This window comes from Caproiciproducens sp. MSJ-32 (assembly GCF_018918055.1).
In the GTDB taxonomy this organism is placed as follows: domain Bacteria; phylum Bacillota; class Clostridia; order Clostridiales; family Clostridiaceae; genus Clostridium.
In genome coordinates this window covers 1-24809 of record NZ_JAHLPS010000093.1, presented here as the reverse complement: position 1 = coordinate 24809, position 24809 = coordinate 1, and the positions used below count along the sequence as shown (strand labels likewise).

The following is a 24809-nucleotide window of genomic DNA, read 5'->3' as shown; positions in this document are numbered from 1 at the left end:
TTACAACACTTTCCTTATTTCATTAAGTACTTTATCCTCAGCCTCTTCTAAGCTGATATTTTTAAATGTTATTCCAGCAGCTTTAACATGTCCTCCACCACCTAAATTTTCAGCAATTTCTCTAACATCGAAGGCAGTTTTTGATCTAAGACTTACTTTAGACCCATTTTCTATTTCCTTAATTAAAACTGCTAGCTCTATTCCTTTTATTTGTAAGGCAAAAGAAATAATATCAGAAGTATCTCCGATTTCAATACCTAATTCTTTTCCATAAGAGATTGGAATTCTTATTAAAGCCACTTTTCCATTAAATAATAGTTCAATATTACTTAGTGCTTTTCCTATTAGCTTCATCTTTTCAAAGCTATTACTATCAAAAAGATTTTCATATATATTTGTATTATTGACTCCTACATTTTTTAGCTTTGAAGCAATTAGATGAGTTCTTGATGTAACATTTGAGTGTCTAAAAGCACCCGTATCTGTTACTAAAGATGTGTAAAGACATGTGGCAATTTCCTTAATATCATCATTTTCTTCTTCAAAACTTACTCCTAATTTTTCAAGAAGCATAAAAACAATCTCTGCTGTTGCAGCTGCTTTTATGTCAATGTAGTTTTTATTTCCATATTTATCATTACTAATATGATGATCGATATTTATTATTTCTCCTTTATAATCACAAAGATCAGCAGAAATTCTTTCAAAATTACCACAGTCTAAAACAACTACAACTTCTGTCCCATCCTCTGCTTTAACTACTTTACCAGCAGCTTCAGAAGAATTCTTTAAAAATTGAAGATTTTCAGAAATAAGATCCTTTGAAATTAAATAAGCATCTTTATTTAATAACCTAAGTCCATTTAAAAGTGCAAGCGCACTACCTACTGCATCACCATCTGGTGATACATGGTAGGTAATGCCTATTTTTTTGCTTCTTAACAAAGTTCTGCTTATTTCTTCTAAGGAATTCACTACTTTGACCTTCCTTTTTCTATAAGTTCCTCTATTCTCATACCATAGCTTATAGAATCATCTAATTCAAAAAGTATTTGGGGTGTATTTCTTAAGTTTAATCTATGGCCTAATTCCCTTCTAACATATCCACTTGCACTTTTTAATGCCTGAAATGTTTCATTCTTTTCTTCATCATCTTTGGCAAATATACTTACATATACCTTAGCATAACTTAAATCTTTAGTTACCTTAACAGATGTTATTGATACCATTCCAGTCATTCTAGGGTCTTTTATTTCATCTCTTATTATGATGCTTATTTCCTTCTTGACCTCTTCATTAATTCTTCCGCTTCTATAATTAGCCATTAAAATCACCTCTTTTTAAAGCTTTTTTCTTTCGACTGCCTGCATAGTGAATGATTCTATTATATCCCCTTCTTTAATATCATTGAATTTTTCAATGCTTAATCCACATTCATAATTAGCGCTAACTTCTTTTACGTCATCTTTATATCTCTTAAGGGATGCAAGCTTAGACTCAAAAATTACTATTCCATCTCTTATTATCCTTACTTCTGAATTTCTAATTATTTTACCTTCAAGAACATAAGCACCTGCAATAGTTCCTACATTTGAAATCTTGTAAGTTGCCCTAACTTCTGCCTTTCCATGTACAACTTCCTTATATTCTGGATCAAGCATTCCTATCATAGCTGATTTAACATCTTCAATAGCGTCATATATAACTCTATAAGTCTTAATATCAACCTTTTCTCTTTCAGCAGCTGCTGTTGCATTAGAATCAGGTCTTACATTAAATCCAATAAGTAAAGCATTTGAAGCTGTTGCTAAACTTACATCAGTTTCTGTTATTCCTCCAACTGCCCCATGAATAACTCTAACCTTTACATCATCAGTTGACAGTTTTTCTAAAGATTGTTTTAAAGCTTGAACAGATCCTTGCACATCAGCTTTTACTATTATATCTAATTCTTTTACATTACCTTCTTTTATTTGATTATATAAGTCTTCTAATGAAACTCTAGTACTTGCACGTAAGCTTTCATCCTTAATTTTTTCTTTTCTAGCTTCAGCCATAGTTCTAGCAGTTTTTTCATCCTTAACTACTATAAATCTATCTCCAGCTTCAGGTACTTCTGAAAGACCTAATATTTCTACTGGAATAGATGGACCAGCAGATTTAATTTTCTTTCCTTTATCATCAAACATAGCTCTTATTCTACCATAGGTTGAGCCTACTAATATTGAATCTCCTACATTTAAAGTACCATTTTGAACAAGTAAGGAAGCAACTGGACCTCTTCCCTTATCTAATTTAGCTTCAATAACCGTACCTTTTGCCTTTCTCTTTGGATCTGCTTTAAGTTCTTGCATTTCTGCTGTTAATAGAAGCATTTCTAATAATTGATCAATATTTTCACCAGTCTTTGCTGATACTGGAACGGCTATAGTATCTCCACCCCATTCTTCTACTAACACTTCCTCTTCAGCAAGTTCTTGCTTAACTCTATCAACATTAGCACCCGGTCTATCAATTTTATTAATAGCAACTATCATTGGTACGTTAGCAGCTTTACAGTGGCTAATTGCTTCTTTTGTTTGAGGCATTAATCCATCATCTGCTGCCACAACTAAAATAACTATATCTGTAATTTGAGCACCCCTTGCTCTCATTGCAGTAAATGCCTCATGTCCTGGTGTATCAAGGAAAGTAATTTTTTCTCCGTTTAAACTAGCTGTATAAGCACCAATATGTTGTGTTATTCCACCAGCTTCACTTGATGTAACATGAGTCTTTCTAATATAGTCTAATAATGAAGTTTTACCGTGGTCAACATGCCCCATTACAGTAATTACTGGAGGTCTTTTTACTAAATTTTCTTCATTTATATCTTCTTCTAATTCTTCTATTCCTTCCACTTCTAATTCTTTAATTTCTTCGCTTTCTTCTTTTCTAACAGCTAGGCATTCATATTTTTCACAAACTTTTTCTGCAGTTTCAAAGTCTATTTCTTGATTAATTGCCGCCATAACACCTGTGAAGATTAAAGTTCTAATAACATCAGCAGCTGGCTTTCCTAGCTTTTCTGCTAATTCTTTTACAGTTATAGTTTCTCCAATTTCTATAACTTCAGAAGTAGTTTCAGATGATTTTTCTTCTTTATTTTCATTCTTCTTTTTCTTTTTCTTTTTAACTTTAGTATTAACTTCTTCTTCTATTTGTTCCTCATATTCATCTACAATATTTTTTGTTTTTTCTTCTTTTTCTTCTTTTTCTTTCTCTGCAAGTAATTCCTTAATTAAATCTGCGTCCTCTTCTTCTATCACACTCATGTGATTTTTAACATCAATGCTAAATTCATTCATTAATAGTTCAATAAGTTCTTTTGAACTAATTTTCAGTTCTTTTGCCAATTCATAAACTCTTATTTTTGACAATAAAAACACCCCCGATTAAATTTTATTTTTCCTCTTCATAAAGGGTATAGAGTTTTTTAGCCATATTTTCATCTGTGACAGCTAAAATTTTTACTTCTTCTCTACCTATAGAAGTACCCAACTCTTCTTTTGTAAAATCTTCGATAAAATCTATATTTTTTATTTTACAATGATTGATAAATTTCTTTTTAGTACTTTCTGAAGCGTCCTTTGAAATTATAAATAAAGAAATATTTTTTCTATTTCTTTGTTCATCACATTTACTATAGCCTTCAATCAAATTACCTGATCTTTTTGCTAATCCTAAAAAATTAAAGAATTTATTCATTTATTATTTCTTCCTTTAACCTATTATAAACACTTTCATCAATTGCAATATCTAAGCTTCTACTAAGTCTTTTGGTATTGAAGGCTTTTTCTAGACACTCTATGTTTCTACATATATAGGCTCCTCTACCAGATTTCTTTCCAGTTAAATCAACCGAAACTTCTAATTCTGGACTTTTTACAACCCTTATAAGTTCTTTCTTAGGTTTCATTTCCATACATCCAGTACATTTTCTTAAAGGAATTTTCTTTACTTTCATAGAAAAACCCTCCTTATTCTTCAACTGCTTCATCAATATCTGGATTTTCTTCTAAAGCCTCAGCTTGTGATTTACTTTTAATATCTATTTTCCAATTTGTTAATTTTGCTGCAAGTCTTACATTTTGCCCTTCTTTACCAATTGCTAAAGATAATTGATTATCATCAACAATTACTTTGGCTGACTTTGTTTCTTCGTCAGCAGTAACTTCTAATACCTTTGCTGGACTTAAAGCTGCTGCTATAAATTCTTCTGGGTTTTTACTCCATTTTATAATGTCAATTTTTTCTCCCTTAAGTTCATCAACAATCTTTTGTACTCTTGCACCCTTTGGACCAACGCAAGCTCCCATTGGATCAACATTTTCATCATTTGAATGAACAGCAATTTTACTTCTTGAACCAGCTTCTCTTGAAATACTTTTTATTTCCACAACGCCATTATATATTTCTGGAACTTCTAATTCAAATAATCTTTTTACAAGTCCTGGATGTGATCTTGAAACTGTAATTTGAGCACCTTTTGAACCATTTTTTACTTCTACTACATATAGTTTTATTTTTTCATTAAACTTATATTCTTCTCCAGGTATTTGTTCATTAGGTCCAATAGTAGTCTCAATTCTTCCAAGATTAATAAATACATTATTTTTATCTTTTCTTAATACTGTACCAGTAATTATATCATATTCTAGTTCCTTTAATTCATTATAAATAGCATTTCTTTCGGCTTCTCTTATTCTTTGAGTTACTACACCTTTAGCTAACTGAGCAGCAACTCTACCAAAGTTTTTAGGAGTAACTTCTAAATCTACTATATCGTCTAAATCATATCTAGGACTAATAGCCTTTGCCTCTTCTATACTTATTTCTGTTACCGGATCATATACATCCTCAACAACTACTTTTTGTGAATATACACGAATTTCTCCATTATCTCTATTTATACTTACTTTTACATTTTGTGCAGAAGTTGTTGGTCCAGCATAATTTTTCTTATATGCTGCAACTAATGCATCTTCAATTGTTGTAAATAAAAGCTCTTCACTAATCCCCTTTTCTTTTACTATTTCTTTAAGAGCAGCTATAAACGCTTCATTCATTTTAGTATCCTCCTTATTATATTTCCCCTTCTAAATTAGCTGATTTTATTTTTTCTTTTGGAATTTCTATTGTTTCTCCAGCTTCTTCTAAAACAACTGAAGTTTCTTTTACTTCTTTAAGTATTCCTTTGAAATTTTTTCTTCCCTCAAGCCCCTTTGATAGCTTAACTTGAATTTCTTTTCCTATTTGTTTTATATAATGATTATCAGTATATAGTCTTCTATTTAAGCCTGGAGAAGATACTTCTAAATAATAAGCTTCTGGAATTGGATCCTTTTCATCCAATATATCACTTATTCTCCTAGACATAGCTTCACAATCTGATAAAGTTATGCCACCACCTTCTTTATCGATATATATTCTTAAATAATACTCTCCGTCTTCTTTTACATATTCGATGTAATAAATTTCTAAATTTAATTCCTCTGCTATAGGTCTTGCATATTGATCAATTTCTTTAATTAAAGAATCAACCCTCATATTAAGCCTCCTTTATAATAATTTTGAAGATTAAAAGCTATAATAGAAGTTTTCCCAATATTCTATAAAAAAAGCAACTATTTTAGTTGCAATTAAATAGAAAGAGCGGGTATTTAATATCCCACTCCCAAATTCTAGCTATTAGTAAATTACTTCATATTTTTATCCTAACATAATTTAAAAATTAATACAAGTGAAATTTAAAATAAAGATAGAGAAGGAATTAAATTGAAGATTTTTATAGAAAATTTCCCTTATAAATTTTCAATTTCTTTCATTAATTCTTCAATTAAATCTTCTTCCTTGACTTTTTTTATAATTTTACCTTTTTTAAATATTAATCCTTCACCATTACCGCCAGCTATTCCTATGTCAGCTTCTCTTGCTTCTCCAGGCCCATTAACTGCACAACCCATTACTGCAACCTTAATATTTTTATTTATATTTTCTAATCTCTTTTCAACTTCCTTAGCTATCTCAATTAAATTTATTTGAGTTCTTCCGCAAGTTGGGCAAGAAACAAATTCTAGCCCTGTTTCTTTTAATTTTAAGGCTTTTAATATTTCCTTTGCAACCTTTACTTCTTCTATTGGATCACTTGTTAAAGAAACTCTTATTGTATCTCCTATTCCTTCTGCCAATAAAGTTCCAAGACCTATACTTGACTTAATTGTTCCTCTAAAAGGAGTTCCAGATTCCGTTACTCCTAGATGCAGTGGGTAATCGCATTTATCTGCTATCAATCTATAAGCATCTATCATCATAACAACATCTGAAGATTTTATAGAAATAACAATATCCTGAAAGTCTAATTCTTCTAAAATTTTAACATGTTTTAAAGCTGATTCAACCAAACCTTTTGCTGTTGGCTTACCATCTCTTGCCAATATGCTTTTCTCTAAGGAACCTGCATTAACACCAATTCTTATGGGAATATTTTTAGCCTTAGCAGCTTCAACTACAGCCCTTGTCTTTTCTACACTTCCTATATTGCCAGGATTTATTCTAAGGGCTGAAACTCCATTCTCTATTGCCTTAAGGGCTAATTTATAATCAAAATGTATATCTGCAACTACTGGAATTGGTGACTGTTTGCAAATTTCCTCTAATGCTTCTGCTGCTTTCATATCTGGAACAGCACATCTAATTATATCGCAACCTGCAATACTTAGTTCTCTTATTTGAGCAAGAGTTGCTTCTACATCTCTAGTATCAGTATTAGTCATTGATTGAATTGTAATTTTTGCATCTCCACCAACATAAATATTTCCTACTTTTATTTTCCTTGTTTTTCTTCTTTCCATATCTTATCTCTCCTATAAACTTATAGGGAACAGTATATCCTTTATAGTAACTAAAATCATAACTCCAAATAAAAACATAATTCCAAAATAATTTATTGCTGCAACTACTTTTTCTGGAACCTTTCTTCTTGTTATTAATTCAATTAATAATATAACTGTCCAACCGCCATCTAAAGCAGGGAATGGCAGCATATTCATAACTGCTAAATTTATGCTTATATAAGCTAAAAAATAGATTAAATTCCAAATTCCATTTTGAGCTGCTGCACTGGACATTCTAATAATAGATAAGGGACCACCAACGTCTGTTTTTAAATTGATATTTCCCGTAATCATCATTTTTAGTCCAGTAAAAGTTTGATTTACTGCAGAAATAGTTTTATTAAAACTATGTTTAAAACTTTCCAAGATGTTAGGTTCATGAACATATTTAAATGCAAAACCTATCATATATCTTTCACCATCAACATCTTTAACTAATTCTGGAGTTATTGTATATTCATACTTTTCCCCATTTCTTTCTATTACAAAATCTACCGGATTATCCTTTGCCATTCCTATAGCAATTTGAATATCATCTGATGTATAAATTTTATTTCCATTAGCCTTTAGAAATTTGTCTCCTTCTTGTAGTCCTGCTTCCATAGCAGGAGAATTTTCTACAAGGCTATCTACTACTGGCAAGCTATAACCAAATTTATTTAGAATTAATGTGTACATTAGTACAGCAAATAAAAAGTTCATAGCAGCTCCTGCTACTATTACACTTATTCTCCTTAAAGGAGGCTTAGATGAAAAACTTCTTTCATCCTGTACTTCTTCCTCCTCACCTAGCATTTTAACATATCCTCCAATAGGAAACAAACCTAAGGAATATTTTGTTTCTTTTCCCTGAGTAGAAAGTATTTTTGGTCCCATTCCTATAGAGAATTCTTCAACTTTAATTCCGTTAACCTTAGCCATAATAAAATGTCCAAGTTCATGAACAATAATAAGCAACCCAAATCCTATTAACGCATAAATTATATACAAAATACTTCCTCCTAATTCCAATTTTCCCTTACATATTTTCTTACCCTATTATCAATATTTAATATATTCTCCAAAGTAATTTCCTTTGTTTTTTCTTCCTTAAAGTAATTTAAGGTCTTCTCTATTATAGTTGGAATTTCCATAAATTTTATTTTTTCTTCTAATAGTAATGCAACAGCTTCTTCATTAGCACCATTTAAAATACAAGGCGCAAGACCTCCTTCTTTTCCTGCTTGATAAGCAAGTGTTAAGCACTTGAAGGTTTCTATATCTGGCTTTTCAAAGGTTAGTTCATTAATTTCATAAAAATTCAGCTTTTTAGCAATAGAATTTTTTCTTTCCTTTCTATTTAATGCATATTGAATTGGAAGTCTCATATCAGTTGATCCCAGCTGAGCAATAATACTTGCATCATTATATTCAACCATTGAATGTATTATGCTCTGAGGATGAATAACCACATCAATTTTTTCATAAGGACAATCAAATAGAAAATGAGCTTCGATCACTTCTAAACCTTTATTCATTAAAGTTGCTGAATCAATGGAAATTTTTTTACCCATATTCCATTTAGGGTGATTTAAAGCCTCTTCTACTGTAACATTTTTTAAATATTCAGAATCCTTTCCCCTAAAAGGTCCTCCTGAAGCTGTTAAAATAATTTTACTTATATCCTCAGTTTTATAGCCACTTAAAGCTTGAAATATTGCACTATGCTCTGAATCAACTGGATATATATTAATATTATTTTCTCTAGCCATTTTCATAATAAGTTCCCCAGCAACAACTAGTGTTTCCTTATTAGCCAGAGCTATATCCTTTTTTGCCTCTATTGCCTTTATTGTTGGCCTTAGACCAATCATTCCTACAACAGAGGTTACAACCATATCTACCTCATCTAATACAGCAATTTTTTCTAAACCTTCAATTCCAGAATATACTTCTATATTAAAATTATTTTCTATACAATAAGATTTTATGTCATCAGATGCTTTTCTATCCATCATAGCAACATATTTAGGCATAAATTCTTTTATTATTTCTTTTATTTTATTTGTAGATGTATTTGCACTAATTCCTACTAAGTTTATTTCTTTATTAGATTTTCTTATTACATCTAAGGTTTGTGTTCCTATAGAGCCTGTTACTCCTAAAATTGAAATATTACTCATTCTTGCCTCCTAAATTAAATACCTATATAAACTATCTCTTCCTGAGATTATTAGCTTGCCTTAATTTATTTATTTTTCCTTATTATTTTATATTATTATTCTTATAAAAACAATTATTATAAATATAAAAATATATTACTAAATTATTAACAAATAAAAATTATTAATTATTTAAATTATGTAATAAAATATAAAATAAAAAATAACAGCTGAAACAGGATTTTTATAAATACTATTTCATCTGTTATTTTATTAGTATTTATTAATAAGTTTAAACTCCTATAATAAAACTTAAATAATAATAAACTACAAAAGAATTTAACAAGATTGAATCAAATCTATCAAGTATCCCACCATGACCTGGTATTAAGTTACCATAATCTTTTATGCCTACATATCTCTTAATAGATGAGGCTGCTAAATCACCAAATTGTCCCATAATTCCACATAAGGCACCTATCAAGAAAAAATGTATTAGATTTATATTTGCAATTTTATTAAGCATAATTATACCAAAAATTCCACAAGCAATAGTACTTCCTAAAAATCCTCCAATAGATCCTGCAATTGTTTTATTCGGACTAATTTCTGAACATAATTTTTTTCTTCCAAAATATTTGCCGCAATAATAAGCAAGAGTATCTGAAATCCAAGAACCTATAAATATTAGCCAAATTAAATAATTACCATTTTCCTTATAAGTAATTAAAGGAATAAAGCTAAATAGAATTCCAACATAAATAAAACATAATATAGTAAGAGCTGAATCAACAAAATTATATTTTAAATTTATTACAGGAATAATAAGTAATATAATTGATACAAATAATAATACATATACAAATTTTTCGATATTATTATTCATAATATAATAAATAAACAATAAAATATATCCAGCTATAGCTATAGGATTAAATTCTTTTTCCTTTAAAGCATTATAAATTTCATATAATCCTAAAATTGAAATAATAAAAGTAATATATTTTAACCAAACCCCTCCTAAGAAAAGAAAAATTATAAAAGGGGCCATAACTAAAGCTCCAAAATATCTGCTATTTTTTTTCATTATCACACCTCTAAACTATTATATTCCACCATATCTTCTATTTCTATGTTGGAAATCATAAATTGCCTTATGTAAATGTTCCTCATTGAAATCTGGCCAACATATATCTGAATACCAAAATTCTGAGTAAGCACATTGCCATAGTAAAAAATTACTGATTCTTTGTTCCCCTGATGGCCTAATAATAAGATCTGGATCAGGCATATTTTTTGTATATAGATAATTTGAGAATCTCTCTTCTGTTATTTCCTCTAATTCTAATTCATTATTTTTATATTCTTCCGCTATGCTTCTTACTGCCCTTAGTATTTCATCTCTTCCACCATAATTAAAGGCTAAATTCAAAACTAAGCCTTTATTATTTTTAGTCAAACTAACTGACTTCTTTATCTCTTCTTGTGCATCTTTAGGAAGTTTTGTAATATCTCCGGATATTCTAATAACTACTCCATTTTCATTCAATTCCCGAATTTCATTTTTTAAATACTCTACTAATAATTTCATCAAAGCTGATACTTCCTCTTTTGGTCTTTTCCAATTCTCCGTTGAAAAAGCATAAAGAGTTAAATACTTAACTCCAAGTCTATCTGCCTCTTTAAGAATTTTTCTTATAGCTTCAACTCCAGCTTTATGCCCCATAGTTCTTGGAAGGTTTCTTTTTTTTGCCCATCTACCATTACCATCCATTATTATAGCAATATGTTCAGGAATGTTTTCTTTATCTATAACTATTTCTTTTTTATTTTTCTTTATAAAGGATCCTATCATTTTTCCTTCAACCTCCAATATTATATAAGGAAAAAACCCGCTAAAGAGCAGGTTTATATTGACATTATCTCTTTTTCCTTAGATGAAACTATTGAATCTATTTCTTTTACAAATGTATCAGTAATTTTTTGTACTTTTTCTTCAGCTGCTTTTAATTCATCTTCTGAAATTTCACCATTCTTTTTAAGAGCTTTTATTTTATCATTCGCTTCTTTTCTAATAGCTCTTAAAGCAATTTTTGATTCTTCTCCAGTTTTTTTAACAACCTTTACTAAATTTTTTCTTGTTTCTTCAGTTAATTCAGGTACAACTAATCTTATTACACTACCATCATTTGAAGGGTTTATTCCTAAATCTGATATTAAAATTGCTTTTTCTATTTCTTTAATCATTGATTTTTCCCATGGGGCAATTACTAAAACTCTTGGTTCAGGTGCAGATACATTTGCAACTTGATTAATTGGACAAAGACTTCCATAGTAATTAACTTGGATTCTATCAAGCATAGTAGGATTTGCTCTACCAGCTTTCATTGTTGATAAATCCTTCTTTAATACAGAAATTGTTTTATTCATCTTCTCTTCCACTTTTTGAATTATCTCTTTAATCATATAAACCTCCCTATTTTGTACTTGAAACTAATGTACCAATTTTTTCACCAGAAACAGCTTTTATAATATTTCCTGGAGTATCTAATCCAAATACTAGGATTGGAATATCATTATCCATACATAATGAAGTAGCAGTAGAATCCATTACTTGTAATCCTTGTTCTAAAACTTCTATATAAGTTAATCTATCATACTTTTTAGCATCTGAATATAAATTTGGATCCTTATCATAAACCCCATCTACCTTTTTTGCTAATAAGATTACATCTGCCTCGATTTCAGCTGCTCTCAAAGCTGCAGTAGTATCAGTTGAAAAATATGGATTACCAGTACCAGCTGCAAAAATAACAACTCTTCCTTTTTCAAAATGTCTAACAGCTCTTCTCCTAATAAATGGTTCTGCAATTTCCCTCATCTCTATAGCTGTTTGAACCCTGGTTTTTACATCGTTTTGCTCTAAAGAATCTTGAAGGGCTAAAGCATTTATACAAGTTGCTAGCATTCCCATATAATCAGCTTGAGCTCTATCCATGCCTTCTCCGCTTCTACCTCTCCAAATATTTCCTCCACCGACTACTACTCCGACTTCTAAATTCATATTTACTAATTCTTTTATTTCAAGGGCTATTCTTCTTATAACATCAAAATCGAAACCAAATCCATTTTCTCCTGCTAAAGCTTCCCCTGAAATTTTTAGTATCACTCTTTTATATTCACTTTTTCCCATTTTTAGTACCTCCACAAATTTATTTGGTATCTCCTAAAAAAAGGAGAACACAATGTGTCCTCCTTTGTATTACTTAGTCATCTTAGCTACTTCTTCCGCGAAGTTATCTTCAGCCTTTTCGATACCTTCTCCTCTTTCGAATCTTACAAATCTGTTAACTGTTATAGGAGAACCAATTTCCTTTGATTTTTCTTGAAGGTATTTGCTTATGCTCTTATCTCCATCTTTAACCCAAGCTTGATTTAAAAGGCATACTTCTTTGAAGTACTTTTGAATTCTTCCATTAACCATTTTTTCTACAATATTTTCTGGCTTTCCTTCATTTAAAGCTTGAACTCTGTATATTTCTTTTTCTTTTTCTAAAGTAGTTTGGTCTACATCATTTTCACTTAAGAATAGTGGATTTGCAGCAGCAACTTGCATACAAAGATCTTTTGCTACTTCCTTTAATACTGCAGTATTATCAGAATCAGAAGCTAATTCAACAACAACTCCTATTCTTCCGCCTCCATGGATATAGCTTTCTACTAATCCCTTTTCAACAGAGAATTTTTCAAATCTTCTTAATGTCATGTTTTCGCCTAATTTAGCAATTAAAGCTGTTAAAGTTTCTTGAATAGTGCTGTTATCATCATACTTTTCGTTAGCAAGTTCTTCTACTGTTGTTGCAGAAGTCTTTGAAGCTATTTCAGCTATTCTATCAGCAATAGCAACGAATTCTTCGTTTGCTGCAACGAAATCTGTTTCACAGTTTAATTCAATTATTCCAGCTGTTTTTCCGTCTTCAGAAACATAAGTTTTAACAAGACCTTCAGCTGCAATTCTTCCAGCCTTTTTAGCAGCAGCTGCTAATCCCTTTTCTCTTAATATTTCGATAGCCTTTTCCATATCTCCGTTAGCTTCTGTTAAAGCCTTTTTGCAGTCCATCATTCCTGCACCAGTTTTTTCTCTTAGCTCTTTAACTGATTGAGCAGTTATCATAATGTATATTCCTCCTAACTTATTGTAAACCTTATTATTTAGGTTAAAAGGTAAATGAGAATTCTCACCTACCTTTTAATAATTACTCTACTAATTGTTCTCCTTGTCTTCCTTCGATAATTCCATCAGCTATTTTAGCAGTTATTAATTTAACAGCTCTTATAGCATCATCATTTCCTGGAATTACATAATCAACTTCTTCAGGATCACAGTTAGTATCTACTATACCAACAACTGGAATACCTAAAATCTTAGCTTCTGAAATTGCAATCTTTTCTTTTCTTGGATCAACAACGAACATAGCTCCTATATTGTTAGCATCTAAGTTCTTTATTCCTCCTAAGTTTTTTTCTAATTTTTCCATTTCATTCTTTAATTGAGCTACTTCTTTCTTAGGAAGAACTTCGAATGTTCCGTCTTCTTCCATCTTCTTTAAAGCTTCAAGTCTATTGATTCTAGTCTTTATAGTAGAGAAGTTTGTTAGCATTCCGCCTAACCATCTATTATTAACATAATGCATGTTAGATCTTTTAGCTTCTTCTTCAATAGCTTCTTGAGCTTGCTTTTTAGTACCTACAAATAAGATATCCTTTCCTTCAGCTGCAACTTCTTTAATAAAGTTATAAGCTTCATCAATTTTCTTTACAGTTTTTTGTAGGTCAATTATATATATTCCATTTCTTTCTGTGAATATATATGGAGCCATTTTAGGGTTCCATCTTCTTGTTTGGTGTCCAAAATGTACACCTGCTTCTAATAATTGTTTCATTGATATTACTGACATTTTCTTACCTCCTGGTTATTTCCTCCAATATCTTCTTATAAAGCTTCCTTAAATAAGGCACCGTCTTTATAAATCTGATATTGTGTGTATTTTATTACCTTTGTTAGTATAACATAAGCTAATTATAGTGGCAACATTTTTTTTACCAAAATACTTCAATTTTATTTTTCATGCAAAAAGATGCCAATATAAGTTGACATCTTTAATTTATGTTATTTTATTTTTTTAATTCATCTAAAAGTTTATCATTTAATATTTTAATATGAGTTCCTTTCATTCCAAGAGATCTAGATTCTATAACTCCAGCACTTTCAAATTTCCTTAATGCATTTACAATAACACTTCTAGTAATACCTACTTTATCTGCTATTTTTGAAGCTACTAATAAGCCTTCATTGCCATCTAATTCCTCAAAGATATGTAAAATAGCTTCACGTTCAGAATAAGAAAGAGTGCCAATTGCTAATTCTACGACTGCTTTTTTTCTTGCCTCTTCTTCTATTTCATCCTGTTTTGATCTTAATATTTCCATGCCAACTACAGTAGCACTATATTCTGCTAAAACAAGATCCTCATCAGTAAAGTCTCTATCAAATCTAGCAAGTATTAAAGTTCCAAGCCTTTCTCTATTTCCTATTATTGGAACAATAGTAGTTATTTTATTGTCTATAATACAAGCACCCTCACCTTTAAAGACACATTCGCCTTTATTTTTTAAATTTGCAATTGTTTCATTAATATTTAGCAAGCTATCATTATAGCTTTTAGGAAATCTTTTTTCCCTTACTACATAATTTTTCATAATATCACATTCAAAATCTTTAACAAATGTATATCCTAATATTTTTCCTTTTCTACTTGTTACATATACATTACATGCAAGAACTTCACTTAAGATAGAACAAATATCTTCAAAAGCCACAGGTTCAGTGCCAGATTTTTGCAATATTTTATTAAGCTTCCTAGTTTTATCTAATAGTGATGACATTCCACTTCCTCCTATATTCAAAAGCTATTTTTTGAATTTTTAAAATAAATTGAATTTTCAAAAAATATAAACCTTTATTAAAGAATATCATAACTATCCCCTGTTTTCAACATTTTTTTATCTTATTAGACATCGCTAGGTTTATCTTCTTTGTTTAAAATAACTACATTTTTACATTCTTCATTAGCACATTCTGCATAATTTCCTTTTGACTTACCATATTTCAATACCATGTAAGAATTACATTTTTCACATTTTTCTTTTAAAGGTTCGTTCCAGCTTACAAAATCACATTCTGGGTAATTACTGCATCCAAAAAATTTCTTGCCTTTCCTACTTCTTTTAATAATTACCTTTCCTCCGCACTTTGGACAAGGCACGTCTAATTCTTCTACTAATGGTTTTGCATTTTCACATTCTGGATAACCTGGACAAGCTAAAAATTTTCCATATCTACCTTTTTTAATAACCATCATTCTACCACATTTATCACAAGGAATGTCACTCACTTCATCTTCAATTACAACCTTAGAGATTTCCTTTTCTGCTCTATCAATGGCTTCTTTTAATGGCTTATAAAAATCACCAACAATTTTTCTCCAATCTTCTTTTCCCTCTTCAATATAATCTAAATTTCTTTCCATATCTGCTGTAAAATCAACATCTACAATTTCCTTAAAATATTCACTTAAAATATTATTAACTATAATACCAAGCTCTGTAGCTACTAAATTTTTCTTTTCCCTTCTAACATAATCCCTGCTTAACAATGTTGCTATTGTTGGAACATAGGTACTTGGTCTTCCTATTCCCTTTTCTTCAAGAAGTTTAACGAAGGAAGCTTCAGTATATCTTGCTGGTGGCTGAGTGAAATGCTGTTTTCCTTCTATATCTACCTTTGTAAGCTTATTGCCTTCATCTAGCTCTGGTAATGATACATCTTCTTTCTCTTCTTCTGAAGAATATTCATACACCTTCATAAATCCATCAAATTTTATTATTGAACCGTTTGCTTTAAACTTATAATCTCCGTTATTTATTTCGATACTCTTAGTTTTTAATTCACAAGCTTCCATTTGACTTGCCATAAATCTATTCCATATCAAGGAGTATAATTTATATTGTTCAGCAGTCAAAGATTCTTTTGCTATTTCTGGCGTAATTTCTATTATTGTAGGTCTTATAGCCTCATGAGCATCTTGAGTATTTTTCTTGCTTTTATATACCCTCTTATTTTTAGGAGCATATTCTTTACCAAAATTTGAAACAATAAACTCTAATGCTTTTTCTTGAGCCTCATCAGAAATCCTTACAGAATCTGTTCTCATATAAGTTATAAGACCTACAGTACCATAGCCCTTAACTTCTACTCCCTCATATAATACTTGAGCAATTGACATGGTTCTTTTTGTAATAAAATTAAGCTTTTTAGAAGCTTCTTGTTGTAAAGTACTAGTTGTAAAAGGAGGCAATGGATTTTTAATTCTTGTTCCATCTTTTACCTTTGTTACAATAAATTCTCCCTTTTTTAGTTCTTCAATTATTTTATTGCTTTCTTCTTCTGTATTTATTTTTAACTTCTTATTTTTATATTGAACAAGCTTAATAGGAAACTTCTTTCTATCTTTAACAGCAGTACAATCTACAGTCCAATATTCTTTAGGCACAAAGTTTTTAATTTCTTCTTCCCTATCACAAATTAATTTTAATGCTGCAGACTGAACTCTACCAGCACTTAAACCCCATTTAACATTCTTCCATAATATTGGACTTATTTCATACCCAACTAGTCTATCTAATATTCTTCTTGCCTGCTGAGCATCAACTAAATTTATATCTATTTTCCTTGCTTCCTTTATTGATCCCTTAACAGCTTTTTTAGTTATTTCATTAAAGACTATTCTACATTTTTCATTTTCATCTATTTTTAATATATTTGCTAAATGCCATGATATTGCTTCACCTTCACGGTCAGGGTCTGTAGCTAAATATATTTTATCGGCTTTTTTAGCAGCCTTTTTTAATTTATTAAGTAATTCACCTTTTCCTCTAATTGTAATATACTTGGGGTTAAAATTATCCTCAACATCTACACCTAATTTACTTTTTGGCAAATCTCTTACATGTCCCATTGATGCTTCGACTATATAGTTTTTTCCAAGATATTTACTTATAGTCTTTGCTTTTGCAGGTGATTCTACTATTACAAGATTTTGTCCCATATATAAAACTCCATTTTTATTTGGAGTTTTCACCCCCTTAAGTTTTTATAATGATTTTACAAAATAATTGCCTGGAAGGCAAATAATTTCGTTTTTCTTTTGCATTTCAAATAATAACCCAAATAATACCTTCCTGTCAACATTTACACTTTCTAATATTTCATCTAAATGTTTGGGTTCATCACTGATAATATTAAATAAAGACTTTTTTAAAAGGCTAATTTCACTCTTTTCCCTTTCTTTTTTCCTAAGATTAAAAAGACTTCTAAAATCATCTAAGCTTGAAAATATATAAGCCCCATCTCTAATTAATTTATTACAGCCAGAAAAACTTTTCTGAAATATTGATCCTGGAACTGCCACTACCGTTTTTCCTTGATAAAGGGCATAATCCGCTGTAATTAGGGATCCACTTTTCTCTGAAGCTTCAACAACTATTACCCCTTCCGAAATTCCACTTATTATTCTATTTCTCATTGGGAAATAATAAGGTCTTGGTGTAGTCTTTGGAAGATATTCCGATATTATTAAGCCCTCTTTTTTTATCTTTTCATATAAAATTTTATTACTCTTTGGATAAATATAATCCACTCCACAACCTAATACTGCAATAGTTTTTCCAAAATTATCTATAGCTGAACTTTGGGCAACTGAATCTATACCTAAAGCCATTCCACTAACTAAAGTAACATTATTTTCACTTAATTCTTTAGCTATTAATTTTGAAACCTCTATTCCATATTGACTGCAGTTTCTTGCGCCTACTACCGCTATCATCTTAGTTTTTAATAAGTCTAAATTTCCTATATAAAATAGAGCATAAGGTGGATCATATGCACTTAGTAATGACTCTGGATACTCTTCTGAAAAAATTGTAATGTATCCAATTCCTTTTTCCTTCATATATTTTATAAGTTCTTCTATTTCAATTTCATTTGCTTTTATATTTAATTTATATAATTCACTGATTTTATTTATATTATTCCTAATATAATTAATGCTTTTATATTTATTTATTAAATATATCTTTTCTTTATTAGATAAATTTAATAAAATAAACCACAATTCATCTTTATTCATTTCTATCACCTATAACTAAATAATTTCTCCAAAAATATTTTTTCTATAGCCTAAAGCTTCAAAGACATGATATTCATAAACTTTTTCACTTTCATCTAAGTCAGCTAAAGTTCTTGCTATTTTTATTATTTTATCATAGGATCTCATGGTTAAATTAAATTTATCATAATACAATTTGACAAGATCTACTGCTTCATTTGTAATATTAAAAAACTTATACATATCTTTCCCCCTAACTTCTGAGTTATAATTATAACTGCTATTTTTATACCTTTCCCTTTGCATCTCTACAGCCTTCATTACACGCTTCTTCATAGTCTTTGAATCTAATCTATCTTTTTTATCATTGATATCTTCAAGTTTTATTCTTGGAACATAATTTAATATATCTATTCTATCTAAAAGAGCTCGTGACAGCCTTTTTTGGTATCTTTTTATTTCTATTTCTGAACAAGTACAGCTGTTATCCCCAAAATTCCCTGAATAAAGCCCGCAGGGACACGGATTAAAAGCTCCTACTAATAAAAAATTAGATGGTAAATTATAAGAACCATTTAATCTATTAATTCTTATAACTTTTTCTTCTAATGGTTCTCTTAATACTTCTAAAACTTCTCTCTTAAACTCTAATATTTCATCTAAAAATAAGACTCCATTATGAGCTAAAGTTATTTCTCCAGCCTTTAATTCCTTCCCACCACCTGCTAAAGCTGCCTTTGTTATTGTATGATGTGGATTACGAAAAGGTCTATTTATTCCATAGCCCTCTAAATACATACCTGAAGCACTATATATTTTAGCTATTTCCATTTCTTCTTTATATGTAAGATTAGGCATTATAGATGGCAATGCTTTTGCAAGCATGGTTTTTCCTGCTCCCGGAGATCCAAAAAGTAAAATATTATGTCTTCCTGCTGCTGCTATCTCCATTGCCCTTTTAGAAGTTTGTTGTCCAATTATTTCTGAAAAATCTAAATATTTATCATCACTTTTTTTAATCTCTTCATTATTATCAAATTCAAATGGTAATAGATCTTGGTTCTCTATAAAAGAAACTACTTCTTTTAAATTTTTAAAAGGATAAAAATTACCTATATTGAAATACCTCAATTCATTTAAGTTATTATAAGGAAAAATAAAATTATTCTTTTCTTTCTTTTTCCCTTCAAATATAATTGGAAGAACTCCTTTTATTTCTTTTAAATCTCCTCCTAATGAAAGCTCTCCAAATATAATAAAATCTTTAAGATTTTTATGAGTGATTTGTTTTGATGCCATTAAAATTCCTATAGCTATAGGTAAGTCAAATAATGAACCAATCTTTCTTACATCTGCAGGAGCAAGATTTATAGTAATTCTGCCTAAAGGAAATTCATAGCCGCTATTTGTAATTGCAGCTCTTACTCTCTCTTTTGCCTCCTTTATTGGAGCATCAGGTAAACCAACAATATTAAAACTTGGTATTCCCTTCGCAATATCTACTTCTACATTTACTAATATTCCATCAAGGCCGCTATAACTGGCACTAACTATTTCTATAGACATATACATCACCCCTTATTTCTCTTATCTCTTTGAAATTATTGACAATAAACTTTAATTATTAATCATCTTTTTAAGAAATGTTAAACTTTTATTTTATTTGGCAATATTATTAATGGGTGATTTAAATGAAAAACTACAATAAAAATATTGGTGATTACGGAGAAGATATAGGAATAACTTTATTAAAAGAAAAAGGTTACTATATATTAGATAGAAATTTTAGAAATAAATATGGAGAAATAGATGTGATTTGTAAATTTAAAGATATGATTATTTTTGTAGAAATAAAAAGCAGGTATAACAGCTCCTTTGGAAAACCCTCAGAAGCTGTAACCTACTCAAAACAAAAGAAAATTATTAACATATGTAAATATTACATATATAAAAAGAAGTTATTTAATTATAATTGTAGATTTGATGTTATTGAAATATATTTTAACACAAAAAATGATTTAAGTAATATAATTCATATTGAGGATGCCTTTAGAAATTATTAAGTATGTTTTTTAAAAAAGACTTTCTATGTATTTTACAAATTCCTTTTTCTTTAATTGCAGCAACATGTTTTTGTGTGCCATAACCAGCATTCTCTTCAAAATCATAGTAAGGATATTTTTTAGCATATTCTTTCATTAAATTATCTCTATATACTTTAGCTATAATCGATGCTGCTGCAATTGATGCTGATTTTGCATCTCCTTTTATTACTTCCTTATTAGGGATATCAATACCTTTAACTTTGTAACCATCTGATAATACTAAATCAGGTTTTATTTTAATGGACATAGATGCTTCTAAAAAAACTTTATTATTACAATAAGCAATTCCCTTTTCATCAATTTCTTCATTTGAACTTTCTGCAATATAATAAGCTAAGGCCTTTTCTTTTATTATATTTGAAAGTTCTTCTCTTTTTTTCGCTGAAAGCTTTTTAGAATCTTTAAGCTCAAGAATTAAATCTTCCTCTAAAACATTCAAATCAAGAATTACAGCAGATGCAACTATAGGTCCAGCAAGGGGCCCTCTACCTACTTCATCTACTCCGGCAATATATTTAAAATTTCCTAGAGTTTTATCAAAATCATACATCTGCTTAACTCTATATATTTCTTTTTCTATTTTTTCTTTTTCTTTTATTAATTTATTTCCTAATAAATTAATATTTTTTCTTTTATCATTTAGTAGTAATTCTATAATTTTTTCTAATTCTTGATTTTTTCTTTCTTTGCTTATGTCTATTTTATCTACAAATTCTTTCACTTTCTTATAATTTTCTTCTTCTATTTTAAAATTTAATAAACTCATTTTGTTACCTCGTTTTCTATGACTTAAGGTCTTTCTAAGGAAATATTTCCTATTTTTCCTGCTCTAAATTCATCTAGAATTACAGTTGAAATTCTGTCATAGTCGATTTCTCCTCCTTTTATTAAACAGCCTCTCTTTCTTGCAATATTATTTAAAGTTTCTAACGGATCTTCATTTATTTCTTCTATTTTATATCTTTCTTTTAAATTCTCTGGATAATGTTCTTGAAGCCTCTTAACTAAATTATAAGCAAGATTTTCCCTATCCATAATTTCATCCTTTATTGCTCCTGTAAAAGCTAGATTTAATGCAGTTTCTTCATCTTCAAACTTTGGCCATAATACTCCCGGTGTATCTAACATTTCTATATCCATTTTTGTTTTTATCCATTGCTTATTTTTTGTAACACCGGGTCTGTCTCCTGTTTTAGCTATATTATTTTTTGCCATTTTATTTATGAATGTAGATTTACCAACATTGGGAATTCCTACGACCATTACTCTCATTTGAATTTTCACTAAGCCTTTTTCCTTTAATCTATCGTGTTTTTCTTTAAATATTAAATCTAAAGTAGGTCGTATTTGATTTAATCCCTTTCCTGTTAAACAATTTACTTCTATTGCTTTTATATTTTCAGATGATAACTTATTAATCCACATTTTTGTTACTTTTGCTTCTGATAAGTCACTTTTATTTAATAAGATTATTCTTGGCTTTTTCCCGCAAATTTTATCTATATCAGGATTTGCTGAACTATTTGGAATTCTAGCATCTCTAATTTCAATAACAGCATCTACTACTTTTAAATTCTCTTTTATTTCCCTTTGAGTTTTTTTCATATGACCTGGAAACCAATTTATTCTCGGCATAATATCTCCTCCTTATACTTCATTAGAGTTATTATTATCTAATATTAACCTTTTTATATATAGAAAAAGGGACTTTAAAAAGTCCCTTAACTGCCAATAGATATTATTATATATCCATTACATTAATTCTTTAACTTTTGCAGCCTTACCTACTCTGTCTCTTAAGTAGAATAACTTAGCTCTTCTTACTTTACCCTTTCTTACAACTTCGATTTTTTCAATAGTTGGTGCATTTAAAGGGAAAGTTCTTTCTACACCGATTCCATAAGAAACTCTTCTTACTGTGAAAGTTTCTCTTAAACCGCCGTTTTGCTTCTTAATTACTGTTCCTTCGAACATTTGTACTCTTTCTCTAGTACCTTCCTTGATTTTAACATAAACTTTTAGAGTGTCTCCAACATTAAATTGTGGAAGATCATTTCTTAATTGTTCTGCTTCTATTTGTCTTATTAATTCATTCATTGTGTAGTCCCTCCTTGATTAATATTAAGCGTTCTTAACAATTTTACTTGACAGAGGACCGCTCGTACTAACACAAAGGTTATTGTAACATAATTTATATTCTATTTCAACATTATTTTTTATTTTTTAGCAATTTTAAATCTTCCTTACTTAATTTTACTTTATTATATAAATCTGGTCTTTTTTCCTTAGTGACTTCTAGAGATTTTAATCTTCTCCATTTTCTTATATTTTCATGATGCCCTGACAAAAGAACTTCTGGTACAGCCTCTCCTTCAAATATTTCTGGCCTAGTATACTGAGGATATTCTAAAAGCCCATCACTAAAAGATTCCTCTTCAAAGCTTTCACTTTTGCCTAAAACTCCCTCTTTTAATCTTAAAATAGAATCAATTATAGGGATAGCTGCCATTTCACCACCTGTCAAAATGAAATCTCCTAAAGAAATTTCTAAATCAATATATTTATAAACTCTTTCATCTATCCCCTCATAATGTCCACAGACAAAAATTAATTCCTCTTCCTTCGCCAGTTCCTTTGCTAATTCTTGATTAAAAGTTTTCCCCCTAGGCCCTAAAAATATTACCTTTCCTTTATTATTTTTTTTACAATATTTTATTGAATCTGCCAAAGGCTGAGGAGTCATAACCATCCCAGCCCCTCCACCATATGGATAGTCATCAACTTTTTTATGTTTATTTAAAGAAAAATCTCTTATATTTATAGGCTCTATTTCAACTATCTTCTTTTCCCTTGCTCTACCAATTATGCTATGACTAAATATATCAAACATTTCTGGAAACAATGTTAGTATATTAATCTTCATCTTGCCATTCTCCTACAGGTTTAATTATAATTTTTTCTTCCTCTATATTTATATCTAAAACTATATCCAATAATACAGGAATTAATAATTCTTTTGGCTCTCTTATCCAATAAACATCATTATTTTTTGTTTGTATTACATCATAAATTTTACCTAAATTTCTTCCTTCTGTATCATAAACTGTACAGCCAATTAAATCAGCAATAAAATATGTATCTTCTTCTAATTCAACAGCGTATTCTCTTGGTATTTCTAGATATTTATTTTTTAATCTTTCAGCTTCTTCAATAGTATTAATACCTTCTAATTTTAAAATCACTCTATCTTTTTGATATTTACAGCCTTCTAGCTTAACTTCTTTTCCATCTAATAAAACAAATTCCAAATCATCATACCTTCTTGGATTATCAGTTAAAGGCAATACTTTTAATTCACCCTTTAAGCCATGAGTATTTAGAATTTTTCCAACTCTTAAAATATCTCTCATATCACACCTCTTTTTATCATGAAATAATATTTATTTTATAAGATCTTATCTAGTATTTGTACAAATTTCAATATTTATTGAAATTTCTATAAGTACTAGGTAAGCAAATTAATATTTTACATTTATAAAAAGAGTTAGGAAAATCCTAACTCTTTGAATCAATAATTTCTACTACTACTTTTTTATCTTCTTTTATTGCTGCTGCTTTAATAACAGTTCTAATAGCCTTAGCTATTCTTCCCTGTTTTCCAATAACTTTTCCCATATCTGCAGGAGCAACCTTTAGTTCCAGAATAATTGATTGCTCTCCTCTAACTTCATTTACATGAACTTCATCTGGATTTTCCACAAGAGCTTTAGCGATAATTTCAATTAATTCCTTCATAAACAACTGTAATTAAGAAATTACAGAGTTCACCTCCTAAAAATTACTTATTTAACCCTGCTTTTTCAAAAAGTCTCTTAACTACGTCTGTTGGTTGAGCTCCATTAGCAACCCATTTAGTAGCTTTTTCTTCATCAATTTTAATAGTAGCTGGTTCAGTTAATGGATTGTAATATCCTATTTCTTCAATAAATCTACCATCTCTTGGTGATCTTGAATCAGCAACAACTATTCTATAGAAAGGAGCCTTGTGAGCACCCATTCTTCTTAATCTGATTTTTACTGCCATTATAATTCACCTCCTTTTAATTAAACTAGTTCTGTTAAGTTATATGATATTTGAATTTCATCCCTCCTTAGAGTATCTTAAATATAGCAACACCAAAAATACCTCCGAAGGAGAGATGAAATTATGTGCAAATTAGTGAATAAAATTACATGTCCAAGATGCCATAGTCATAACCTTTATCGCTTTGGTAAAGATAAGGCAGGTAATCAAAAATATCAATGTAAAGACTGTAGACGTCAGTTTACTTTTGAAGATTGTAGGGGTAAGAAAAATCGTATATTGAGAGGATATCCTCGTTGTCCTGTTTGTGGTAATGG

At 29.5% G+C, this 24809-nt stretch carries 29 protein-coding genes; 2 read left to right on the top strand and 27 right to left on the bottom strand.

Annotated features, from left to right (window positions below):
* The 20 genes from KQI16_RS10490 to KQI16_RS10395 form a co-directional block, all read right to left on the bottom strand.
* Entirely contained in the window at window positions 1-975 is a 975-nt protein-coding gene (locus tag KQI16_RS10490; RefSeq protein ID WP_216434235.1) for a DHH family phosphoesterase, read from the bottom strand.
* On the bottom strand, window positions 975-1325 hold the full coding sequence (gene rbfA, locus KQI16_RS10485) for a 30S ribosome-binding factor RbfA (RefSeq protein WP_216434233.1): 351 nt from the start codon (window positions 1323-1325) through the stop codon (window positions 975-977). Before rbfA ends, KQI16_RS10490 begins: the two co-directional genes overlap by 1 nt.
* A 15-nt stretch (window positions 1326-1340) precedes the next feature.
* Window positions 1341-3419: a translation initiation factor IF-2 gene (gene infB, locus KQI16_RS10480; protein ID WP_216434232.1), complete on the bottom strand. Its 2079-nt coding sequence runs from the start codon at window positions 3417-3419 to the stop codon at window positions 1341-1343.
* Between the two features lie 22 nt (window positions 3420-3441).
* On the bottom strand, window positions 3442-3747 hold the full coding sequence (locus KQI16_RS10475; protein WP_216434230.1) for a ribosomal L7Ae/L30e/S12e/Gadd45 family protein: 306 nt from the start codon (window positions 3745-3747) through the stop codon (window positions 3442-3444).
* Window positions 3740-4006: an RNase P modulator RnpM gene (rnpM, locus tag KQI16_RS10470; protein WP_216434228.1), complete on the bottom strand. Its 267-nt coding sequence runs from the start codon at window positions 4004-4006 to the stop codon at window positions 3740-3742. Before rnpM ends, KQI16_RS10475 begins: the two co-directional genes overlap by 8 nt.
* Window positions 4007-4019: 13 nt before the next feature.
* Entirely contained in the window at window positions 4020-5108 is a 1089-nt protein-coding gene (gene nusA, locus KQI16_RS10465; protein ID WP_216434226.1) for a transcription termination factor NusA, read from the bottom strand.
* 16 nt (window positions 5109-5124) lie between these two features.
* Window positions 5125-5589 (bottom strand): ribosome maturation factor RimP, encoded by a 465-nt coding sequence (gene rimP, locus KQI16_RS10460; RefSeq protein ID WP_216434224.1) that lies wholly within the window; start codon window positions 5587-5589, stop codon window positions 5125-5127.
* Between the two features lie 254 nt (window positions 5590-5843).
* Window positions 5844-6893, bottom strand: coding sequence for a flavodoxin-dependent (E)-4-hydroxy-3-methylbut-2-enyl-diphosphate synthase (ispG, locus tag KQI16_RS10455; RefSeq protein ID WP_216434222.1), 1050 nt, complete (start codon window positions 6891-6893; stop codon window positions 5844-5846).
* Between the two features lie 12 nt (window positions 6894-6905).
* Entirely contained in the window at window positions 6906-7925 is a 1020-nt protein-coding gene (gene rseP, locus KQI16_RS10450) for an RIP metalloprotease RseP (protein ID WP_216434220.1), read from the bottom strand.
* 11 nt (window positions 7926-7936) lie between these two features.
* Window positions 7937-9097, bottom strand: coding sequence for a 1-deoxy-D-xylulose-5-phosphate reductoisomerase (gene dxr, locus KQI16_RS10445; protein WP_216434218.1), 1161 nt, complete (start codon window positions 9095-9097; stop codon window positions 7937-7939).
* A 271-nt stretch (window positions 9098-9368) separates the two neighbouring features.
* Window positions 9369-10163, bottom strand: a complete 795-nt coding sequence (locus tag KQI16_RS10440; RefSeq protein WP_216434216.1) for a phosphatidate cytidylyltransferase — start codon at window positions 10161-10163, stop codon at window positions 9369-9371.
* A gap of 18 nt (window positions 10164-10181) precedes the next feature.
* Window positions 10182-10928, bottom strand: coding sequence for an isoprenyl transferase (locus tag KQI16_RS10435; protein ID WP_442861808.1), 747 nt, complete (start codon window positions 10926-10928; stop codon window positions 10182-10184).
* 56 nt (window positions 10929-10984) lie between these two features.
* Entirely contained in the window at window positions 10985-11542 is a 558-nt protein-coding gene (frr, locus tag KQI16_RS10430) for a ribosome recycling factor (protein ID WP_216434213.1), read from the bottom strand.
* A gap of 10 nt (window positions 11543-11552) precedes the next feature.
* A complete protein-coding gene (gene pyrH, locus KQI16_RS10425; RefSeq protein ID WP_216434211.1) occupies window positions 11553-12269 on the bottom strand; it encodes a UMP kinase in 717 nt (238 codons plus the stop codon).
* Between the two features lie 69 nt (window positions 12270-12338).
* Window positions 12339-13250: a translation elongation factor Ts gene (gene tsf / locus KQI16_RS10420; RefSeq protein WP_216434209.1), complete on the bottom strand. Its 912-nt coding sequence runs from the start codon at window positions 13248-13250 to the stop codon at window positions 12339-12341.
* A gap of 82 nt (window positions 13251-13332) precedes the next feature.
* Entirely contained in the window at window positions 13333-14034 is a 702-nt protein-coding gene (rpsB, locus tag KQI16_RS10415) for a 30S ribosomal protein S2 (RefSeq protein ID WP_216434207.1), read from the bottom strand.
* A gap of 217 nt (window positions 14035-14251) precedes the next feature.
* On the bottom strand, window positions 14252-15022 hold the full coding sequence (gene codY, locus KQI16_RS10410) for a GTP-sensing pleiotropic transcriptional regulator CodY (protein ID WP_216434204.1): 771 nt from the start codon (window positions 15020-15022) through the stop codon (window positions 14252-14254).
* A 125-nt stretch (window positions 15023-15147) separates the two neighbouring features.
* Window positions 15148-17244 (bottom strand): type I DNA topoisomerase, encoded by a 2097-nt coding sequence (gene topA / locus KQI16_RS10405; RefSeq protein ID WP_216434203.1) that lies wholly within the window; start codon window positions 17242-17244, stop codon window positions 15148-15150.
* A 45-nt stretch (window positions 17245-17289) separates the two neighbouring features.
* Window positions 17290-18324 (bottom strand): DNA-processing protein DprA, encoded by a 1035-nt coding sequence (gene dprA, locus KQI16_RS10400; protein WP_216434201.1) that lies wholly within the window; start codon window positions 18322-18324, stop codon window positions 17290-17292.
* A gap of 15 nt (window positions 18325-18339) precedes the next feature.
* Window positions 18340-19869 (bottom strand): YifB family Mg chelatase-like AAA ATPase, encoded by a 1530-nt coding sequence (locus KQI16_RS10395; RefSeq protein WP_216434199.1) that lies wholly within the window; start codon window positions 19867-19869, stop codon window positions 18340-18342.
* Between the two features lie 125 nt (window positions 19870-19994).
* Here KQI16_RS10395 and KQI16_RS10390 point away from each other — a divergent pair, with 125 nt between their 5' ends.
* Entirely contained in the window at window positions 19995-20366 is a 372-nt protein-coding gene (locus KQI16_RS10390) for a YraN family protein (protein ID WP_216434198.1), read from the top strand.
* Here KQI16_RS10390 and KQI16_RS10385 read toward each other — a convergent pair.
* The 7 genes from KQI16_RS10385 to rpsP form a co-directional block, all read right to left on the bottom strand.
* Entirely contained in the window at window positions 20353-21174 is an 822-nt protein-coding gene (locus tag KQI16_RS10385; RefSeq protein ID WP_216434197.1) for a ribonuclease HII, read from the bottom strand. The genes KQI16_RS10390 and KQI16_RS10385 overlap by 14 nt on opposite strands.
* A gap of 23 nt (window positions 21175-21197) precedes the next feature.
* Entirely contained in the window at window positions 21198-22043 is an 846-nt protein-coding gene (gene ylqF / locus KQI16_RS10380) for a ribosome biogenesis GTPase YlqF (protein ID WP_216434194.1), read from the bottom strand.
* Between the two features lie 117 nt (window positions 22044-22160).
* Complete coding sequence (gene rplS / locus KQI16_RS10375; protein ID WP_216434192.1) at window positions 22161-22505, bottom strand: 50S ribosomal protein L19; 345 nt, start codon at window positions 22503-22505, stop codon at window positions 22161-22163.
* A gap of 112 nt (window positions 22506-22617) precedes the next feature.
* The gene (gene trmD / locus KQI16_RS10370) at window positions 22618-23331 is read right to left on the bottom strand and encodes a tRNA (guanosine(37)-N1)-methyltransferase TrmD (RefSeq protein WP_216434191.1); all 714 of its coding nucleotides are present in this window, start codon (window positions 23329-23331) and stop codon (window positions 22618-22620) included.
* Window positions 23321-23818, bottom strand: coding sequence for a ribosome maturation factor RimM (gene rimM, locus KQI16_RS10365; RefSeq protein ID WP_216434189.1), 498 nt, complete (start codon window positions 23816-23818; stop codon window positions 23321-23323). The genes trmD and rimM overlap by 11 nt, the downstream gene beginning before the upstream one ends.
* A gap of 145 nt (window positions 23819-23963) precedes the next feature.
* On the bottom strand, window positions 23964-24203 hold the full coding sequence (locus KQI16_RS10360) for a KH domain-containing protein (RefSeq protein ID WP_216434187.1): 240 nt from the start codon (window positions 24201-24203) through the stop codon (window positions 23964-23966).
* Window positions 24204-24246: 43 nt separating this feature from the next.
* Entirely contained in the window at window positions 24247-24492 is a 246-nt protein-coding gene (gene rpsP, locus KQI16_RS10355; protein WP_216434184.1) for a 30S ribosomal protein S16, read from the bottom strand.
* A gap of 123 nt (window positions 24493-24615) precedes the next feature.
* On the opposite strand from rpsP, the gene KQI16_RS13105 reads away from it, so the two are divergent.
* Window positions 24616-24809 (top strand): IS1/IS1595 family N-terminal zinc-binding domain-containing protein (locus tag KQI16_RS13105; RefSeq protein ID WP_286172843.1); only part of this gene is annotated, 194 nt, incomplete at its 3' end.

What these genes read in the sequence shown, in the direction of transcription:
- rbfA (WP_216434233.1), bottom strand. Translation starts at nt 1,325, where the DNA reads ATGGCTAATTATAGAAGCGGAAGAATTAATGAAGAGGTCAAGAAGGAA.
- KQI16_RS10475 (WP_216434230.1), bottom strand. Translation starts at nt 3,747, where the DNA reads ATGAATAAATTCTTTAATTTTTTAGGATTAGCAAAAAGATCAGGTAAT.
- rnpM (WP_216434228.1), bottom strand. Translation starts at nt 4,006, where the DNA reads ATGAAAGTAAAGAAAATTCCTTTAAGAAAATGTACTGGATGTATGGAA.
- nusA (WP_216434226.1), bottom strand. Translation starts at nt 5,108, where the DNA reads ATGAATGAAGCGTTTATAGCTGCTCTTAAAGAAATAGTAAAAGAAAAG.
- rimP (WP_216434224.1), bottom strand. Translation starts at nt 5,589, where the DNA reads ATGAGGGTTGATTCTTTAATTAAAGAAATTGATCAATATGCAAGACCT.
- ispG (WP_216434222.1), bottom strand. Translation starts at nt 6,893, where the DNA reads ATGGAAAGAAGAAAAACAAGGAAAATAAAAGTAGGAAATATTTATGTT.
- dxr (WP_216434218.1), bottom strand. Translation starts at nt 9,097, where the DNA reads ATGAGTAATATTTCAATTTTAGGAGTAACAGGCTCTATAGGAACACAA.
- KQI16_RS10440 (WP_216434216.1), bottom strand. Translation starts at nt 10,163, where the DNA reads ATGAAAAAAAATAGCAGATATTTTGGAGCTTTAGTTATGGCCCCTTTT.
- frr (WP_216434213.1), bottom strand. Translation starts at nt 11,542, where the DNA reads ATGATTAAAGAGATAATTCAAAAAGTGGAAGAGAAGATGAATAAAACA.
- pyrH (WP_216434211.1), bottom strand. Translation starts at nt 12,269, where the DNA reads ATGGGAAAAAGTGAATATAAAAGAGTGATACTAAAAATTTCAGGGGAA.
- tsf (WP_216434209.1), bottom strand. Translation starts at nt 13,250, where the DNA reads ATGATAACTGCTCAATCAGTTAAAGAGCTAAGAGAAAAAACTGGTGCA.
- rpsB (WP_216434207.1), bottom strand. Translation starts at nt 14,034, where the DNA reads ATGTCAGTAATATCAATGAAACAATTATTAGAAGCAGGTGTACATTTT.
- codY (WP_216434204.1), bottom strand. Translation starts at nt 15,022, where the DNA reads ATGTCATCACTATTAGATAAAACTAGGAAGCTTAATAAAATATTGCAA.
- topA (WP_216434203.1), bottom strand. Translation starts at nt 17,244, where the DNA reads ATGGGACAAAATCTTGTAATAGTAGAATCACCTGCAAAAGCAAAGACT.
- dprA (WP_216434201.1), bottom strand. Translation starts at nt 18,324, where the DNA reads ATGAATAAAGATGAATTGTGGTTTATTTTATTAAATTTATCTAATAAA.
- KQI16_RS10395 (WP_216434199.1), bottom strand. Translation starts at nt 19,869, where the DNA reads ATGTCTATAGAAATAGTTAGTGCCAGTTATAGCGGCCTTGATGGAATA.
- KQI16_RS10390 (WP_216434198.1), top strand. Translation starts at nt 19,995, where the DNA reads ATGAAAAACTACAATAAAAATATTGGTGATTACGGAGAAGATATAGGA.
- KQI16_RS10385 (WP_216434197.1), bottom strand. Translation starts at nt 21,174, where the DNA reads ATGAGTTTATTAAATTTTAAAATAGAAGAAGAAAATTATAAGAAAGTG.
- ylqF (WP_216434194.1), bottom strand. Translation starts at nt 22,043, where the DNA reads ATGCCGAGAATAAATTGGTTTCCAGGTCATATGAAAAAAACTCAAAGG.
- rplS (WP_216434192.1), bottom strand. Translation starts at nt 22,505, where the DNA reads ATGAATGAATTAATAAGACAAATAGAAGCAGAACAATTAAGAAATGAT.
- trmD (WP_216434191.1), bottom strand. Translation starts at nt 23,331, where the DNA reads ATGAAGATTAATATACTAACATTGTTTCCAGAAATGTTTGATATATTT.
- rimM (WP_216434189.1), bottom strand. Translation starts at nt 23,818, where the DNA reads ATGAGAGATATTTTAAGAGTTGGAAAAATTCTAAATACTCATGGCTTA.
- KQI16_RS10360 (WP_216434187.1), bottom strand. Translation starts at nt 24,203, where the DNA reads ATGAAGGAATTAATTGAAATTATCGCTAAAGCTCTTGTGGAAAATCCA.
- rpsP (WP_216434184.1), bottom strand. Translation starts at nt 24,492, where the DNA reads ATGGCAGTAAAAATCAGATTAAGAAGAATGGGTGCTCACAAGGCTCCT.